General features: G+C 73.3%; 15 protein-coding genes, 3 tRNA genes and 1 pseudogene. 11 read left to right on the plus strand and 8 right to left on the minus strand.

The features are described 5' to 3' along the window. The first annotated feature begins 3 nt into the window (after nt 1-3). The 4 genes from CP974_RS17800 to CP974_RS17815 all read left to right on the plus strand — a co-directional run bounded on the left by CP974_RS17800 (nt 4) and on the right by CP974_RS17815 (nt 4,604). Nucleotides 4-1,557 carry a complex I subunit 4 family protein gene (locus CP974_RS17800; protein ID WP_031132312.1) on the plus strand — a complete coding sequence of 518 codons (1,554 nt, stop codon included), beginning with the start codon at nt 4-6 and terminating at the stop codon, nt 1,555-1,557. Next, on the plus strand, nt 1,554-3,143 hold the full coding sequence (locus CP974_RS17805; protein WP_051839499.1) for an NADH-quinone oxidoreductase subunit N: 1,590 nt from the start codon (nt 1,554-1,556) through the stop codon (nt 3,141-3,143). The genes CP974_RS17800 and CP974_RS17805 overlap by 4 nt, the downstream gene beginning before the upstream one ends. Before the next feature lie 205 nt (nt 3,144-3,348). Then, nucleotides 3,349-4,212 (plus strand): zinc metalloprotease HtpX, encoded by an 864-nt coding sequence (gene htpX / locus CP974_RS17810; RefSeq protein WP_031132316.1) that lies wholly within the window; start codon nt 3,349-3,351, stop codon nt 4,210-4,212. Beyond that, nucleotides 4,209-4,604 (plus strand): YccF domain-containing protein, encoded by a 396-nt coding sequence (locus tag CP974_RS17815; RefSeq protein WP_031132318.1) that lies wholly within the window; start codon nt 4,209-4,211, stop codon nt 4,602-4,604. Before htpX ends, CP974_RS17815 begins: the two co-directional genes overlap by 4 nt. A gap of 336 nt (nt 4,605-4,940) precedes the next feature. On the opposite strand, the gene CP974_RS17820 is transcribed toward CP974_RS17815, so the two are convergent. From CP974_RS17820 to CP974_RS17835, 4 genes are all read right to left on the minus strand, one after another. Beyond that, a complete protein-coding gene (locus tag CP974_RS17820) occupies nt 4,941-6,194 on the minus strand; it encodes an APC family permease (protein ID WP_037938066.1) in 1,254 nt (417 codons plus the stop codon). A 304-nt stretch (nt 6,195-6,498) separates the two neighbouring features. Next, on the minus strand, nt 6,499-7,194 hold the full coding sequence (locus tag CP974_RS17825) for an alpha-ketoglutarate-dependent dioxygenase AlkB family protein (RefSeq protein WP_051839501.1): 696 nt from the start codon (nt 7,192-7,194) through the stop codon (nt 6,499-6,501). Continuing rightward, on the minus strand, nt 7,191-7,694 hold the full coding sequence (locus tag CP974_RS17830) for a methylated-DNA--[protein]-cysteine S-methyltransferase (RefSeq protein ID WP_031132324.1): 504 nt from the start codon (nt 7,692-7,694) through the stop codon (nt 7,191-7,193). The genes CP974_RS17825 and CP974_RS17830 overlap by 4 nt, the downstream gene beginning before the upstream one ends. 116 nt (nt 7,695-7,810) lie before the next feature. Then, complete coding sequence (locus CP974_RS17835; RefSeq protein WP_031132326.1) at nt 7,811-8,299, minus strand: YajQ family cyclic di-GMP-binding protein; 489 nt, start codon at nt 8,297-8,299, stop codon at nt 7,811-7,813. 189 nt (nt 8,300-8,488) lie between these two features. Here CP974_RS17835 and CP974_RS17840 point away from each other — a divergent pair. Next, nucleotides 8,489-8,570 (plus strand) — tRNA-Tyr (locus CP974_RS17840). Between the two features lie 225 nt (nt 8,571-8,795). Here the strand turns inward: CP974_RS17840 and CP974_RS17845 are convergent. From CP974_RS17845 to CP974_RS17860, 4 genes and pseudogenes are all read right to left on the minus strand, one after another. After that, complete coding sequence (locus tag CP974_RS17845) at nt 8,796-9,266, minus strand: HNH endonuclease signature motif containing protein (protein WP_158100742.1); 471 nt, start codon at nt 9,264-9,266, stop codon at nt 8,796-8,798. Between the two features lie 39 nt (nt 9,267-9,305). Then, nucleotides 9,306-10,234, minus strand: a pseudogene (locus CP974_RS17850) (SRA domain-containing endonuclease); the annotation flags it as partial. A gap of 54 nt (nt 10,235-10,288) precedes the next feature. Beyond that, nucleotides 10,289-10,945, minus strand: a complete 657-nt coding sequence (locus CP974_RS17855; protein WP_031132332.1) for an SDR family oxidoreductase — start codon at nt 10,943-10,945, stop codon at nt 10,289-10,291. Nucleotides 10,946-11,595: 650 nt separating this feature from the next. Then, on the minus strand, nt 11,596-12,828 hold the full coding sequence (locus CP974_RS17860; protein ID WP_031134757.1) for an amidohydrolase family protein: 1,233 nt from the start codon (nt 12,826-12,828) through the stop codon (nt 11,596-11,598). A gap of 341 nt (nt 12,829-13,169) precedes the next feature. Here CP974_RS17860 and CP974_RS17865 point away from each other — a divergent pair. The 6 genes from CP974_RS17865 to CP974_RS17890 all read left to right on the plus strand — a co-directional run bounded on the left by CP974_RS17865 (nt 13,170) and on the right by CP974_RS17890 (nt 15,958). Continuing rightward, a tRNA-Thr gene (locus tag CP974_RS17865) sits at nt 13,170-13,242 on the plus strand. 47 nt (nt 13,243-13,289) lie between these two features. Beyond that, nucleotides 13,290-13,362: transfer RNA gene (locus CP974_RS17870), tRNA-Met, on the plus strand. A gap of 89 nt (nt 13,363-13,451) precedes the next feature. Next, on the plus strand, nt 13,452-13,616 hold the full coding sequence (gene rpmG / locus CP974_RS17875; protein ID WP_003948671.1) for a 50S ribosomal protein L33: 165 nt from the start codon (nt 13,452-13,454) through the stop codon (nt 13,614-13,616). A gap of 111 nt (nt 13,617-13,727) precedes the next feature. Next, on the plus strand, nt 13,728-14,183 hold the full coding sequence (locus CP974_RS17880; protein ID WP_031134759.1) for a MaoC family dehydratase N-terminal domain-containing protein: 456 nt from the start codon (nt 13,728-13,730) through the stop codon (nt 14,181-14,183). An 8-nt stretch (nt 14,184-14,191) separates the two neighbouring features. Beyond that, nucleotides 14,192-14,620 carry a MaoC family dehydratase gene (locus CP974_RS17885; RefSeq protein WP_031134761.1) on the plus strand — a complete coding sequence of 143 codons (429 nt, stop codon included), beginning with the start codon at nt 14,192-14,194 and terminating at the stop codon, nt 14,618-14,620. Nucleotides 14,621-14,902: 282 nt separating this feature from the next. Beyond that, nucleotides 14,903-15,958: a UDP-N-acetylmuramate dehydrogenase gene (locus CP974_RS17890; protein ID WP_031134763.1), complete on the plus strand. Its 1,056-nt coding sequence runs from the start codon at nt 14,903-14,905 to the stop codon at nt 15,956-15,958. Nucleotides 15,959-16,152: the final 194 nt, after the last annotated feature.

Here is a 16,152-nt window from a genome sequence, read left to right on the forward strand (position 1 = left end):
GTGATGCAGTTCCTTCTCGCGTTCACCGTCGCGGGGCCGCTCATCGGCGCCGTCGCGGCCCTCCTGCCGGCACCGCCCGGACTGAAGGGGAAGTCACCCGACCAGGCCGTGCTCCGCCACGGCGTCACCGTCACCGGCGTGATCCTCGTCGCGGCCCTCGCCCTCGCGCTCGGCTTCGACCACGACCAGCCGTCGAGGATGCAGGCCACGACGGACATCAGCTGGATTCCCGCACTTGACGTGCGGATCCACCTCGGTGTCGACGGCATCTCCCTCCCCCTTCTCGTCCTGACCGCGCTGCTGACCTTCCTCTGCGCGCTGTACAGCTACTTCAAGCCGCCCGCCGGCCCTTCCCCGAAGGGCTTCGTGGCGCTGCTCCTGGTCCTCGAGTCCGGCACGCTCGCCACCTTCGCCGTCCTCGACCTGATGCTGTTCTTCCTCGCCTTCGAGACGGTGCTCATCCCGATGTACTTCCTCATCGCCCGGTGGGGCGGCGAGGGGCGGCAGCCCGCCGCCTGGAAGTTCATCCTCTTCACCCTCCTCGGCTCGGTCGTCATGCTGCTCGGCCTGCTCCTCGTCGGACTCAAGGCCGGCACCTTCGACATGGTGGCACTCGCCACTGACAACGGCCGCGGCCTCAGTGCGTCCCTGCAGGTCATCGCCGTTCTCGCGATCGGGATCGGGCTCGCGGTGAAGACCCCGATGTGGCCGCTGCACAGTTGGCTCCCGGACGCGCACACCGCAGCGCCGACCGTCGGCTCCGTCCTCCTCGCCGGCGTCCTGCTGAAGATGGGGACGTACGGTTTCGTGCGCATCGTCCTGCCGGTGGCGCCGGAGGGCATGCACGTCTTCGCCCCGTACCTCGCCGCGTTCGCCGTCGCCGGGATCGTCTACGGGTCGCTGGCCTGCCTGGCCCTCGCCAGGCCCGGGGCGAAGGGCGACCTGAAGCGCCTCATCGCCTACTCCTCCGTCGGCCACATGGGCTTCGTCCTCCTCGGCATCGCCTCCATGACCCCCACCGGCGTCAACGGCGCGCTCTTCGCCAACATCGCCCACGGTCTGATCACCGGACTCCTCTTCTTCCTCGTCGGAGCGATCAAGGACCGGTACGGCACCGCCGACCTCGACACCCTCGCCGGCGCCACCGGCGCCGCCCTCTACGGCCGCGCCCCCCGCCTCGGCGGACTGCTCGCCTTCGGCGCCGTGGCCTCCCTCGGCCTGCCCGGCCTCGCCGGCTTCTGGGGCGAGATGCTCGCCATGTTCGGCGCGTTCCAGCCCGCCGAGGGCCTCAGCCGGCCCGCGTTCCTCACCTACACGGCCGTCGCCTGCTTCGGCACGCTCCTCACCGCCGCGTACCTCCTCGTCGTCGTCCGCCGCGTCTGCATGGGCGCCAAGCCCGCCGCCGACTCCCCGCCGCTCGCCGACGTCCAGGGGTACGAGTTCGCCGCGTGGACCCCGCTCGCCGCGCTCACCGTCCTCGCCGGACTCTGGCCCGCGGTCCTCCTCGGGCTCACCGACCCGGCCGTGCAGCAGCTTCTCGCAGGAGGCAAGCCGTGACCGCCGCACCCGTGAACCCCGCCGTCCTGGCGGCGGCGCCCGCCAACGGCGACCTGGTGCAGACCGTCGACTGGGCCGCGATCGCCCCGCCGGTCATCGCCGCGGCCGTCGCCCTGGCCGTCCTCGTCGCCGACCTGTTCCTGCCGAAGGCCCGCAAGGAGGTCCTCGCCTGGGTCTCCGTGGCCGGCCTCGCCGCCGCGCTCCTCGCCCTCGCACCCCTGCGCTCCGGCGACCGCTCCACGTTCTGCCTCGTCCAGGAACCCGGTGCGTGCAGCTACACCGCCGACCACTTCACCCTCGCCGTCCAGGTGCTCGTCCTCGGCGGCGCCCTCCTCACCGCCCTGCTCTCCGTCACCGAGACCAGGGAGGAACTGCCCGCCGGCGAGTTCTGGTTCCTGCTGCTGGCCTCCACGGCCGGCGCCGCCCTGCTGCCCGCCTCCCGCGACCTGGCCACCCTCGTCGTCGCCCTGGAGGTCGCCTCCCTGCCCGCGTTCGCGCTCGTCGGCCTCAGGCGCGGCGACCGGATGTCCGGCGAGGCGGCGCTGAAGTTCTTCCTCTCCTCGGTCACCGCGACAGCCGTCACCCTCCTCGGGGTCAGCTTCGTCTACGCCGCCACGGGCACCCTCCACCTGACGGAGATCGCCCGGCAGCTGGACGACGTCCCCGCGCAGCTCGGCACCCTGGCCGAGGCGGGGGTCGCCCTCACCCTCGTCGGCTTCGCCTTCAAGACGGCCGCCGCCCCCTTCCACTTCTGGGTGCCCGACACGTACGTCGGCGCCCCGCTTCCCGTCGCCGCGTACCTCTCCGTCGTCGGAAAGGCCGTCGGCTTCACCGGCCTCGTCCTCGTGACCGTCGTCGCCTTCCCGTCGTACGCGGACGTGTGGGGCCCCGCCCTCGCCGTGCTCGCCGCGCTGACCATGACCGTCGGCAACGCCGCCGCGCTGCGGCAGGTCTCCACGCGCGCGCGGAGCGCCGTACGCCTCCTCGCGTGGTCGTCCGTCGGCCAGGCCGGCTACCTGCTCGTGCCGATCGCCGCCGCCGCGTACTCCAGCGACATCCAGATCGGTGCGACCGTCTCGTACGCGCTGATGTACGCCGTGGTGAACCTGGGCGCCTTCGCCGTCGCCGCGCTGGTCGCCCGGACGCACCCGGCGAACCGGATCGCCGACTACCGGGGCCTGTACGCCACCCGGCCGCTCGCCGCGCTCGCGCTGGCGTTCTTCCTGCTGTGCCTGGCCGGCCTGCCGCCCGGCGTGATCGGCCTGTTCGCCAAGGTGGTCGTCTTCGCCGCCGCCGTCGACGCCGGCCTCGGCTGGCTCGCCGTGGTCATGGCCGTGAACGTGGTCGTCGCCCTGTACTACTACCTGCGCTGGACGGCCGTCCTCTTCCGCGCCCCGGACGGCGCCACGGAGGTCCCCGGCACCGCCCGGCCCCGCACCGAGGGCGCCCGGGCCACTGCGCCCGCCCTGCGGCTGCGCGCCCCCGCGCCGGTGGCCGCCGCGGTGGCGCTGACGGCCGTCGCCGCCCTGCTGCTGTCGGGCTACCCGCAGTGGGTCCTCCGCTTCGCGGCGACCAGCCTCTTCTGACCCCGTCCGACCGACCGGCTGCCCCGCCCCGCCCCGGCCGGTCGGTGCGGCGCACCGCCTCACCCGAACGGCGCAGGGCCGCCCCGCCGTACCGCAGGGAACCCGCCACTCCCGCCTGGCGTTGACCAGTACGGGAGGGTCCACTGAAGAGAGTGGAGCGACATCAGCGAAAGGTTCCCCTGCCGCACCGTTTGGAGGGCGTACCGTGCACCGCCGGCACAACGGGCTCAGGACCGCCGTACTCCTCGGAGGGCTGTCCGCGCTGATCATTCTGATCGGCGGCTTCTTCGGGCGCACGGGTCTCATCGTCGCCGTACTGATCGCCCTCGGCACCAACGCGCACGCCTACTGGAACAGCGACAAGCTGGCCCTGCGCGCGATGCGGGCCCGCCCGGTCAGCGAGTTCGAGGCCCCGCAGCTGTACCGGATGGTCCGTGAGCTGTCCACGCAGGCCCGGCAGCCGATGCCGCGCCTCTACATCTCGCCCACACAGGCCCCCAACGCCTTCGCGACCGGGCGCAATCCCCGCAACGCGGCCGTGTGCTGCACGGAGGGGATCCTGCGGCTCCTGGACGAGCGCGAGCTGCGCGGCGTCATCGGACACGAGCTGAGCCACGTCTACAACCGGGACATCCTGATCTCCTCGGTCGCCGGGGCGCTCGCGTCCGTGATCGTCTTCCTGGTGAACTTCGCCTGGCTGATCCCGGTCGGCCGCTCCGACGACGAGGAGGGGCCCGGCCTCCTCGGCATGCTGCTGATCATGATTCTGGGCCCGATCGCCGCCTCGGTCATCCAACTGGCGGTCAGCCGCTCCCGCGAGTACGAGGCGGACGCCTCGGGCGCCCGGCTCACCGGTGACCCGCTGGCCCTGGCGAGCGCGCTGCGCAAGCTGGAGGCGGGCACGCAGCGGCTGCCGCTGCCGCCCGAGCCGCGCATCGAGACGGCGAGCCACATGATGATCGCCAACCCCTTCAGGCCGGGCCAGGGCATGGCCCGGATGTTCTCCACCCACCCGCCGATGGCGGAACGCATCGCCCGGCTCGAACAGATGGCAGGACCCCGCCCGTGAAGACGATCCTCAACATCATCTGGCTTCTGCTCGCCGGCCTGTGGCTGTTCCTGGGCTACCTGCTGGCGGGCGTGCTCCTCTGCATCACCGTCATCGGCATCCCGTTCGGCCTGGCCGCCTTCCGCATCGGCGGGTACGCGCTCTGGCCGTTCGGCCGCACGGTCGTGGACCGCCGCGACGCGGGCGCCCCGTCCCTCGTGGGGAACGTGCTGTGGTTCCTCCTCGCCGGGTGGTGGCTGGCGCTCGGCCACATCGCCACGGGCATCGCCCAGTTCGTCACGATCATCGGCATCCCGCTCGGCATCGCCAACTTCAAGCTGATCCCGGTGGCGCTCTTCCCGCTCGGCCGCGAGATCGTCTCGACGGACCGGCCCTTCACCGACCGCTGGTAGGGAGTTGTCCACAGGCGGAGCGGAATGTCGGCGGCATGGTCCATGATGGGCACATGAGCGACTACACAGAGTTACTGTCCCCTGCTCCGGAAGCCCCGCGCTCCTCCGCCCCCGCCGCGACCGAGCGGCCCGCGCCCCACCACCCCGCCGGCCGTGTCACCCGGGCACGGAGGCCGCCGTGGGCCTGGAGCGCACCGCCCCGGCATCCCGCCACCCGGCCGTCTCGTCAGCTCGGCGACCACACCCCAGGACCCGCGCCTGCACCACGCCACCGGTGCACACCCTCGCCCCCGGCCGTCGGGCGCCACGCGTCAGCCGCCAGAGGAGCCGGTACGGCTACCGGGTGCGCCCCCGGGCCTCCCCGGACCCGGCGCGCAGGGCGTACAGCACCGCGCCCACCGCCAGGACGCCCGCGCCCGCCAGGACCGACGACAGGGGCAGGGCGAAGGCCAGCACGAGGCAGCCGGCCAGACCGCACGCCGCCACGAGCCGCACCGGCGACCACCGCGACACGAGGGTCCAGGCCGACGCGTTGGCGATCGCGTAGTAGACGAGGACGCCGAACGACGAGAAGCCGATCGCGCCCCGCAGGTCCGCCGTCGCCGCCGCCACGGCGACGACCAGCCCCACCACCAGCTCGGCGTGGTGCGGCACCTGGTGCCGGGGGTGCACGGCGGCGAGCGTACGGGGCAGGTGCCCGTCCCGTGCCATCGCCAGCGTCGTCCGCGACACACCGAGGATCAGCGCCAGCAGCGACCCGAGCGCGGCCACGGCAGCACCCACCCGCACCACCGGCACCATCCCGTCGACCCCGGCCGCCCGCATCGCCTCCGCGACCGGCGCCGCCGCCTCACCCAGCCGCACGGGACCGAGCACGGACAGAACGGAGACCGCCACACACGCGTACACGACGAGCGCGATCCCCAGCGCCACCGGAATGGCCCGCGGAATGGTCCGCCCCGGGTCCCGGACCTCCTCCCCGAGCGTCGCGATCCGCGCGTACCCGGCGAAGGCGAAGAACAGCAGCCCCGCCGCCTGCAGCACCCCGCCCGGCGTGGTACCGCCGTCCGGTGCCAGCCGCCCGGCGTCGGCCGCACCGGACCCGAGCGCGCACACGACCACGGCCGCCAGCACCGCCAGGACCACCGCCACGATCGACCGCGTCATGAGCGCCGACTTCTGGACGCCGCCGTAGTTCACGGCGGTCAGGGCCACCACGGCGGCCACCGCGACCGCGTGCGCCTGCGCCGGCCACAGGTACGCCCCCACGGTCAGGGCCATCGCGGCGCACGACGCCGTCTTCCCGACGATGAACGCCCAGCCCGCCAGATACCCCCAGAAGGGACCCAGACGCTCACGCCCGTAGACGTAGGTGCCGCCCGACGCGGGGTGGCGCGCGGCCAGCCAGGCCGACGCCATCGCGTTGCAGTACGCCACGGCACCCGCCAGAGCCAGCCCGACGAGGAGCCGGCTCCCGGCCGCCGCGGCGGCCGGCCCGAGCGCCGCGAAGATCCCGGCGCCCACCATCGAGCCCAGCCCGATGACGACCGCGTCGAACACTCCCAGAGACCGCCGCAAAGTCACCGCCACACGCCGCACCCTACCGATCCCCCCGAGCCCCAACCGCCCCGCCCGGCACGCGGACACACGACACCCACCCGGCGGCCCCCGCGCGTCGACGGCGCGCACCGCGAAGGCCCCGTGGCCACCGACGGGCACACCCGCAGCCCCCTGCACCGAACAGCACCCAGGAGGCCCCACGTGCACAGACAGACCCACCCGCAGCCACCCTGCACCGACAGGAGTCCACCCGGCACCCGCCGGCCGGAGACCGCCGCCGGGCAGAGGCCGACAGGAGGAGACCGTCAGGAGGAGACCGCCCGCCGGAGGCCCGTCAGGCAGCCCCGCCCGGAGGGGCCGATGCGGCCCCGCCCCCACCGAGTCCGGTCTCCCGCAGCGTGATGTTCAGCCGCCCCGTGCGGGGCCCCACCGAAGGGTCGCCCGTCCCCGGATACACCTTCGGCACCCCGTGGTACGCGAACCGCGACGGCCCGCCGAACACGAACAGGTCCCCGGACTCCAGCCGCACATCGGCGTACGGGCGCCCCCGCCCCCGCGTGTTGCCGAACCGGAAGAGGCACGCGTCACCGATGCTCAGCGACACGACCGGGGCCGGTGACCGCTCCTCGCGGTCCTGGTGCATGCCCATCCGGGCGTCCCCGTCGTAGAAGTTGACCAGCGCCGCGTCCGGACGGTAGGAGCCGGCGTCCCCGTACGCGGCGGCGACGGCCTCCCGCCCGAGGCCGACCAGCCAGTCGGGGAAGGGGGCGACGGGCGCCCCGTTCACGTCGTCGGCGGTCCTCGAGTAGCGGTACGGCAGCCAGTGCCAGCCCAGGCACACCGTCCGCACCGACATCACCCCGCCGCCCGGCAGCGCGGTGTGCCGGATCGGCACCGGTCCGACGGCCCACGCCCGGCATGACTCGACCAGTTCCCGCTGCCGCCTCCGGGAGAGCCACCCCGGCACGTGCACCGCGCCGGGCGCGACCTCCGCCCGCCCCCGGCCCAGCGGGAACAGCGCGTCCGTCACCGTACGAGCGCACCCTCCAGGCCGAGCAGCAGCCCCTTGCGCTCGGGCCCCGCCGCGTACCCCCGCAGCGAACCGTCCGCGCCGATCACCCGGTGGCAGGGCCGCACCACCAGCAGCGGATTGCGCCCGATGGCCGTCCCCACCGCCCGCACCCCGGCCCCGGAGACACCGACGCGCGCCGCGATCTCCCCGTACGTGGTCGTCTCGCCATACGGGATCGAGTCCAGTACCTGCCAGACCCGCCGCTGGAACGGCGTCCCCGCACCAGCCGCCGCCAAGGGGAGGTCGAAGTCCTTCACCCGCCCGGCGAAGTAGCCCTCCAGCTGCGCGGCGACGCGCGCGAACCGCTCCGGGGCATGGCGCCAGCCGTCCCGGACGGCCACCGCGCCCCTCTGCTCCGGCAGCGACAACGAGGCCAGGGCGGCGGCCCCGTCCGCGGTCTCCTCGCCCACCAGCAGCATCGTCCCCAGCGGCCCGTCCACTCGCGCGTACACAGTCATGCCTTCAGTCTGGACCGGCCGCCCGTCCGGTGCTGGCGGGTTTCCGACACGAGGCACGAGTCGGGGGCGGACCGGCCACCCGGCCGCGTCCGCCCCCGTCCCGCCCGCCGACCGGGTCAGCGGTAGTTCACGAACTGCAGCGCGAAGTCGAAGTCCTGGCCCTTCAGCAGCGCGATCACGGCCTGCAGGTCGTCCCGGCTCTTGGAGCTGACCCGCAGCTCCTCGCCCTGGACCTGCGCCTTGACGCCCTTGGGGCCCTCGTCGCGGATGAGCTTGGCGACCTTCTTCGCGTTCTCCTGGGAGATGCCCTCCTGGATGGTCGCGAAGATCTTGTACTCCTTGCCGGACAGCTGCGGCTCACCGGCGTCGAGCGACTTCAGCGAGATGCCCCGCTTCACCAGCTTGGACTCGAACACGTCCAGGATCGCCTTGACCCGGTCCTCGGAGTTCGCCTGCATCAGGATCTTGTCGCCGGACCAGGAGATCGACGCCCCGACGTTCTTGAAGTCGTAGCGCTGGGAGATCTCCTTCGCCGCCTGGTTGAGGGCGTTGTCGACCTCCTGCCGCTCGACCTTCGAGACGATGTCGAAACTGGAGTCGGCCATGTCCTGTGGCTCCTTGCCTCGGTGTGGGAGTGCGGCGGCCCAGCGCCGACCGCCGCCCCAAGCCTAGCCATGCTCACCCGGCCCCAGCGCTGATCGAATCCGGTGGCGGACCACCCCCGGGGATCAGGTATTGTTTACGTCGTTGCCAAGGAGCGCCGCCGAAGGCGGGGCTTCAAGGAGACATCCCATGGCGGTGTGCCCGAGTGGCCAATGGGAGCGGACTGTAAATCCGTCGGCTTAGCCTACCCAGGTTCGAATCCTGGCGCCGCCACTGGAAGTAAACGGCCCCTGACCAGCGGAAACGTTGGTCAGGGGCCGTCTGCGTACCCCAGAGCAGCTACCTCGCAGCCCCGCCCCCTAGCCCCCGTCGGTACGGTCGAGTGCCAGCTGCAGGGGCGTGGGGGCGGGGAGGGCATGGTGCCTCACGGCGGGCGATTCGCCGCGTGATCTCAGACACGGCACTCGCCTAACGCGGTGCCAACACACAGGCGAGCCGCTACCGCGAGAACGACTTGTGGCGGAGTCGAGCTTCTGCCAGCAGCACCTTCTGTAGCTCGCGACGGTTCTTGCCGCGGGTTTTCAGGGCGTGGCAGTTCGGACAAAGAGCGATCATGGCCTCGGGTACGTCTGGCCCACCACGTGCGAGATCGTGGACGTGGTCCACTTCGAGGAGCGGCGCGTCCGCTTCCGTCCGTTCCGTTGGATGACCGAGGCAGGTCGGGTTCTCGCAGAGACCGCCGCTCCGCAGGATCACCGCTTCCCTTGCGGGAGCCGATCGGAGGAAACGCTCGACCGTGGTCAGGGTTGAGCGACGCGTGCGGCTCTTGGCGCGCTCATGAGCTGCCCTGGCCAAACGCTTGTATCGCTCGTAACTGTCGAGCCGGACGGTCCCGGAGTCGACCTGAGCAGCAAGCGCGACCCCCTCAGTGTGGTCGTGGACCTGACCCGTGTCCTCATGGAGTGCCATCACCACGCTAGCCGGCCAGGTGTGTTCGAGCGGAGAAGGTACGGGAGCCAAGACCCAGACGAACTCCTTCCTCCGCAGGCCGTCCTCCCCCTCCCCCCAGCGCATCCATCGCTGGACGATCACTGCCCATGTCTCGAAGGTCCACTGTCCTCCGTACGGCCGGTGCCAGTACCGCAGCGCCCTCGCTCCCGCTGATACTCGGCCATGGCCTTGTTTCCACCGGTGAGCTCCTGATGACCTGACAGGCCGTCGCCGGTGTAGGCGATCCAGTTCACCTCAGGTATGCGGCCATCTGCATACGGGCCCTTCTCATCGGAGTAGACCGTCAGGATGCCGTCCGCAAGCGGCGTTATGCCGCGGACTCGGTTGCCGCCGTACGAATCTGCGATGGCACGTCGGTCTACGAACGTCTCGCCGACGAGCGGACGCAGTGCCGTTGTCTCCCGACCTGCCATCAGGTCCGCCAAGCCCACGTCCTGCAACAGTCCCGCCGGGACCGGTCTGAAGTACCGCAGCAGCAGGCTGCCGACTGCCCACGCAGCCAGCTCCGGGTCTGCTACCAGGAGGTCGTAGACGCCCTTTGGGAGCCCGGCGAGTGGGTTCGCCTCGTCGAGGGACGACAGCAGAGGCCTACGTCCCTTGCTGGTCATGGTCAGCGACTCCGCCTCCTCGACCTCCCAAAGCCCGTCGTTACGCAGGGCCCAGAAGGGGAACAGAGCCGCCTCGCGACTGCTGCTGGTCACGCCCCCGTGCGTGACCAGCAAAGGCCCCACGGCATCGCGCACAACCGACCAGCGTTGCTGCCGGGGCATGCCCCGCACAGCCTCACCGATCGCCCAAAGCACCAGGAACGGCCGGTGCAGGGCCTCACCCTTGCTCCGTTGTGCCGGCTTCAACGCGCCGATCAGGCGAATCACTGCACGTCTGTCCACGGTCTGCGCTACCTCCCCGAGTACCAGCAGACCCATCACACCAGACGCCACCGACAATCCCTGACTCACACTCGGGAAGCCTCAGCAGCCTCAGTTGCCGGCCACCGCACGGACCGCCACCGAGACCGGGGTGTCGCCCGACACGGCTTCCAGGGTCAGGCCCGCGGTCGCCGGGGTGTCCAGCAGTTCGGCGAGGAGCGCCGCCACGTCGTCGCGCGGGATGGGGCCCCGGCCCGTCGACGCCTCCAGACGGACCAGGCCCGTGCCCGCGTCGTCCGTCAGCATGCCGGGCCGCAGGATCGTCCAGTCCAGGGCGGCCTTGCCGCGCACGTGCTCGTCCGCCGCGCCCTTCGCGCGCAGGTACGCGTCGAAGACCTCGTCGCCCTCGTGCGCCGCGTCCGCGCCCATGGACGAGACGACGACGAACCGGCGCACCCCCGCCCGCTCCGCCGCGTCCGCGAACAGGACGGCCGCGTCCCGGTCCACGGTCTCCTTGCGGGCCGCCCCGCTGCCCGGCCCGGCACCCGCCGCGAAGACCGCCGCGTCCGCGCCCTGCAGCACCGCGGCGACCATCTCCAGGGACGCCGACTCCATGTCCAGCACGACCGGTTCGGCGCCCGCCTCCCGTACGGCGTCAGACTGCTCCATCTTGCGGATGATGCCCGCGACCTCGTGCCCGCCCGCCGTCAGCAGGCGCTCCAGGCGCAGGGCGATCCGACCGTGTCCTCCAGCGATGACAATGCGCATGCCTCCGACCGTACGGCCCCCACCCGCGCACCGCCCAACGACGGGCCGCCCGCCCCGCGTCCGGACGGGTCAGGGGCGCCCCGGCACGCCGACGCGGCCGCAGTCGAAGCCCCGAGCCGCACCTCGCCATACCGCCCCGCAACCGCCCCGCGGTTCGGCCCCGGCCGGGCCACGTCCAGGCCGCCTCGACCGCCGCCCCGGCGAGCCGGCCGCCCCGCCCCCGGCCGCGCCGAGCGCCGAACCGCAGCCGTACCCCGGCCGCGCCGCCCCGCCGGGCAGGCGGCCTGCTGAGCCGCCCTCAGCCCCGCCTACCCGGATCCGCGTCCAGCCGCGCGCGTACCTCCGGTCGGCCCCCACCGGGCCCCACCGCCCACCACATAGCCGCACCGGCCCCCACCGGGCCCCCAGCCCCACCGCCCATCACGTAGCCGCACCGGCCCCCACCGGACCCCCGGCCCCACCGCCCATCACGTAGCCGCACCGGCCCCCACCGGACCCCCGGCCCCACCGCCCATCACGTAGCCGCACCAGCCCCCACCGGACCCCCGGCCCCACCGCCCATCACGTAGCCGCACCAGCCCCCACCGGCCCCCACCGGGCCCCAGCCCCCACCAGCCCCACCAGCCCCACCAGCCCCATCACCCCACCCCTCACGGGCGGGCCTCCGGCCGGGACTGCCGGGGCAGGTCCAGGGCCGCCGCCGAGTCGCAGTACTCCCGCACCGCGCTCGTACGCGCCACCACCCGGCCCCGGTGCACCACGACCCGGCTGTACGCCAGCGACAGCACCCCCGCCAGCCGCTCCCCGCGCACCGCCAGCAGCTCCGCCGGGAACCCGGCCTCCACGCGCACCGGCGGCAGCCCCAGCGCCTCCCGCGCCTCCCGGCTCACCGCCCCGTACGCCTCCGCCGGCCGCAACCCGCCCTGCGACACCAGCAGGTACGCGGCCTCCAGCGGGTCGCCGCGCCCCACCGGGTTCGCCACGTCCCGCAGCGCGCCGCCGCCCGCGGCCACGCGCACCCCCGCCGACCGCAGCAGCCGCACCGGCGCCGGGCCCCGCACGTCCGTGCCCGCGCAGCCGCCCTGCGGCAGGCACGTCACCGTCACCCCGGCCGCGGCCAGCCGGTCCGCCACCCGACCCCGCGCCTCCGCCGGCAGCCGCGACAGCGACCCGCACGGGCCGATCGCCACCCCCGGCCGCAGCCCGCCCGCCATCGCGGCCAGCCGTGCCAGCCGCGCCGGGTCGTCCCCGTCCGTGTGCAGGTCGACGGCGCAGCCGTGCTCCGCGGCGACCTCCAGCACCGCCTCCGCGTACCCCGCCGGGTCCGGGTCCAGGTCGGGGCGGCCGCCCACCGCCGACGCGCCCATCTTCACCGCGTCCCGCAGCATCGCCAGCCCGTCCGCCCCGGCCACCCCCGTCAGCAGCCGCGGCACCGCCACCGTCGCCAGGTCCACCAGCCCCCGCAGGGAACGCCGCGCCTGCAGGACGGCCTCCAGCGCCGCCAGTCCCTGTACGTCGCCGATCCGCACGTGCGCGCGCAGCGCCGTCGCCCCGTGGCCGAGCTGGAGCAGCGCGGCCTCGGTGGCGCGCCGCTGGACGTCCTCGGCCGCGTACGAGACCGGGCCCGGCGCGTCGGCGCTGAGGGCCGTGTCGGCGTGTGCGTGGGGCTCGGCGGGCGCCGGCAGCAGCAGGTACCCGGAGAGGTCCACACGGGTGCCGTGCGCGCCGAGGCTGCCGGGCGTGCCGACGGCCTCGATCCGCCCGCCGCTCAGCCGCACGTCGACGGTCCGCCCGTCGTCCAGGCGGGCGCCGCACAGCAGCAGCGTGGTCGTGTCGGTGGTGGCACCCTCGGGCGGCCGCGGCTGCTGGCTGTCGGAGGACATCGGGCTCCTGGGGAGGTCAGGGCGGGTGTGCGGCGACCGCGGGGGAAGATCGCGAGGCGGTGAGCCGAGCCTAGGGCGCAGCCGTCACGGCTTCGCGGAGGAGCGCATTAGTCGTACTGCGCGTGGGTCCACTTCGCGCGCGGGGCGCCGTACGTCGTGGTGGTCCACCTCCCCCGCGGGGCGCCGTACGTCGTGGGGGAGCACCCCGCGCGCGGGCGCCGCGCGAGCGGGTCGACGGCCGCCCTTCCGCCCCCTCCCGCCCCCGTCCGGTAAGCCGCGGGGGGACCCCTGGGAACGGATTTGGGTGAACGGCCGAGGACCGTGTAATGTCTTCATCGCTCGCCCCAATAGCTCAGTCGGCAGAGCGTCTCCATGGTAAGGAGAAGGTCTACGGTTCGATTCCGTATTGGGGCTCTGGTGTAGGAGATCCTCACCTTCGGGTGAGGTGATCCATACATCAAAGCGGTGTAGCTCAGTCGGTAGAGCAAGCGGCTCATAATCGCTGTGTCACCGGTTCAAGTCCGGTCACCGCTACTCCCAGTAGCCGATTGTGGGGTCGGTCCTTCGATCGGCTACTCTTTTCTGCGTTCCATCCGTCCATCCGTCCGTCAAGGAGCACTCACGTGGCTGCCACCGACGTCCGCCCGAAGATCACGCTGGCCTGCGTGGAGTGCAAGGAGCGGAACTACATCACCAAGAAGAACCGGCGCAACAACCCGGACCGTCTTGAGATGAAGAAGCACTGCCCGCGTTGCAACGCGCACACCGCGCACCGCGAGACGCGCTGAAACAGGCTCGTACACGAGGCCGTCCCCACCGGGGGCGGCCTCGTGTCGTTTCCCCGGCACGGGCCGGGACCGCAGCAAGGCACAGACAGGACAGCAGGAGGTACCGGGTACATGGCGCTCGACCAGTCCTTCGTCGGGCGGAGCTATCCGCCCACCGAGCCGCCCTACGAGGTCGGCCGGGAAAAGATCCGCGAGTTCGCCGAGGCCATCGGTGACGCGAACCCGGTCTACACCGACGCGGAGGCCGCGAAAGCGCTCGGATACCCCGATGTGATCGCCCCCCCGACCTTCGTGTTCGCCATCACGTTCAAAGCGGCCGGACAGGTGATCGCCGACCCGCAGCTGGGGCTGGACTACAGCCGCGTCGTGCACGGCGACCAGAAATTCGCGTACAGCAGGCCCGTACGGGCGGGGGACCGGCTGACGGTCACCTCCACCATCGAGGCGGTCAAGTCGCTCGCGGGCAACGACATCGTCGACATCCGGGGCGAGGTCCACGACGAGTCGGGCGAGCACGTCGTGACGGCGTGGACGAAGCTCGTGGCGCGTGCGGCAGAGGAGGCGTGAGGAACACCATGGCGGCGAAGGTCTCTTTCGACGAGGTCGAGGTCGGTACGGAACTGCCGGCCGGCGCATTCCCCGTGACGCGTGCCACGCTCGTGCAGTACGCGGGCGCGTCCGGTGACTTCAACCCCATCCACTGGAACGAGCGGTTCGCCCGCGAGGTCGGCCTTCCGGACGTCATCGCGCACGGCATGTTCACCATGGCCGAGGCCGCGCGCGTCGTCACCGACTGGGCGGGCGACCCCGGCGCCGTGGTCGAGTACGGCGTCCGCTTCACCAAGCCGGTCGTCGTGCCGGACGACGGCGAGGGCGCGGTGATCCACGTCACCGGCAAGGTGGCGGCCAAGCTCGACGACCGGTGCGTCCGCGTCGACCTGACGGCGATGAGCGCCGGCCAGAAGGTCCTGGGCATGTCCCGCGCGGTGGTCCGGCTCGCCTGAGCCGCCCGGTGCCCGGCCGTGGCCCGCCCGCCGGTTCCGGCCCTGGCCCAGGGCTCGCGTCCAGGCGCTCTGATCCAGGGGCCATGGGCCAGGGGCCCGGCCCCACGGCCTCGGCCTCCTCGGCCTTCTCGGCCCCCTCGGGGCCGCCCGCGCCGCCGTACCACCGCCCACACAGGCCCCCGCGCCCCCGCGTCACCGTCCCCGCCCGTCCCCGCCCGTCCGCGCCCCCTCCGCCACGTGCCGGGGCACGGGCGGTCGGGGCGGGGGCCGTAGGCTGGGCGGGTGCAGGTAACCCATGACGCTCCGCTCGCCCCGCTGACCACGTTCCGGCTCGGGGGGCCCGCCCGGCGGCTGATCACCGCCCGTACCGACGACGAGGTCGTCGCCGCCGTGCGCGAGGCCGACCGGACCGGTACGCCGCTGCTGGTCATCGGCGGCGGGTCCAACCTGGTCATCGGCGACAAGGGATTCGACGGCACCGCCCTGCACATCGCCACCCGGGGGTTCTCCCTCGACGGCACGCGGCTGGAGCTCGCCGCCGGCGAGGTGTGGTCCGACGCCGTCGCCCGCACGGTCGAGGCCGGACTCGCGGGCGTCGAGTGCCTGGCAGGCATCCCCGGTTCGGCCGGCGCGACCCCGATCCAGAACGTCGGCGCGTACGGCCAGGAGGTCGCCTCCACGCTCACGGAGGTCGTCGCGTACGACCGGCGCGCCGAGGAGACCGTGACGCTGACCGGCGCCGAGTGCGCCTTCTCGTACCGGCACAGCCGCTTCAAGGCCGAGCCCGACCGGTACGTCGTGCTGCGCGTCCGGTTCGAGCTGGAGGACGCCGGGGGGATGAGCGCCCCCATCCGGTACGCGGAGACCGCCCGCGCCCTCGGTGTGGGACCCGGCGACCGCGTCCCCGTGGCCGCCGCCCGCGAGACCGTCCTCGCCCTGCGCGCGGGCAAGGGCATGGTCCTCGACCCCGATGACCACGACACGTGGTCCGCCGGGTCGTTCTTCACCAATCCGATCCTCGACGACACCGCGTACGCCGCCTTCCTCGACCGCGTGCGCGACCGCCTCGGCCCGGACGCGGCCCCGCCCGCCTACCCCGCCGGCGAGGGCCGGACCAAGACGTCGGCGGCCTGGCTCATCGACAAGGCCGGCTTCACCAAGGGGTACGGCGCCGGGCCCGCCCGCATCTCCACCAAGCACACCCTCGCCCTCACCAACCGGGGCGAGGCCACCACCGAGGACCTCCTCGCCCTCGCCCGCGAGGTCGTGGAGGGCGTCCGGGACGCGTTCGGCGTCACGCTGGTCAACGAGCCGGTGACGGTCGGCGTCAGTCTCTGACCCCACCCCGCCCCACCCCCGCCCCGGCGTACCGGGGCGCGCCCTCCGCCGGTCCGGCACCTGACCGCCGTACCCAGGACCGCCCGCCCTCGGCCGCCCCCGCGTCCGCTCGCCGCCGCCCCTGAGGGGCGTCCCCCCGACGGCCTCCGCCCCGGAAAACCGATGGAACCCGCCGGCTCCCCCAGGTTGTCGAG

It is taken from the genome of Streptomyces fradiae ATCC 10745 = DSM 40063, assembly GCF_008704425.1.
GTDB classification, from domain to species: domain Bacteria; phylum Actinomycetota; class Actinomycetes; order Streptomycetales; family Streptomycetaceae; genus Streptomyces; species Streptomyces fradiae.

What these genes read in the sequence shown, in the direction of transcription:
- CP974_RS17835 (WP_031132326.1), bottom strand. Translation starts at nt 8,299, where the DNA reads ATGGCCGACTCCAGTTTCGACATCGTCTCGAAGGTCGAGCGGCAGGAG.
- CP974_RS17880 (WP_031134759.1), top strand. Translation starts at nt 13,728, where the DNA reads ATGGCGCTCGACCAGTCCTTCGTCGGGCGGAGCTATCCGCCCACCGAG.
- CP974_RS17800 (WP_031132312.1), top strand. Translation starts at nt 4, where the DNA reads ATGCAGTTCCTTCTCGCGTTCACCGTCGCGGGGCCGCTCATCGGCGCC.
- CP974_RS17860 (WP_031134757.1), bottom strand. Translation starts at nt 12,828, where the DNA reads ATGTCCTCCGACAGCCAGCAGCCGCGGCCGCCCGAGGGTGCCACCACC.
- CP974_RS17845 (WP_158100742.1), bottom strand. Translation starts at nt 9,266, where the DNA reads ATGGCACTCCATGAGGACACGGGTCAGGTCCACGACCACACTGAGGGG.
- CP974_RS17885 (WP_031134761.1), top strand. Translation starts at nt 14,192, where the DNA reads ATGGCGGCGAAGGTCTCTTTCGACGAGGTCGAGGTCGGTACGGAACTG.
- CP974_RS17830 (WP_031132324.1), bottom strand. Translation starts at nt 7,694, where the DNA reads ATGACTGTGTACGCGCGAGTGGACGGGCCGCTGGGGACGATGCTGCTG.
- CP974_RS17855 (WP_031132332.1), bottom strand. Translation starts at nt 10,945, where the DNA reads ATGCGCATTGTCATCGCTGGAGGACACGGTCGGATCGCCCTGCGCCTG.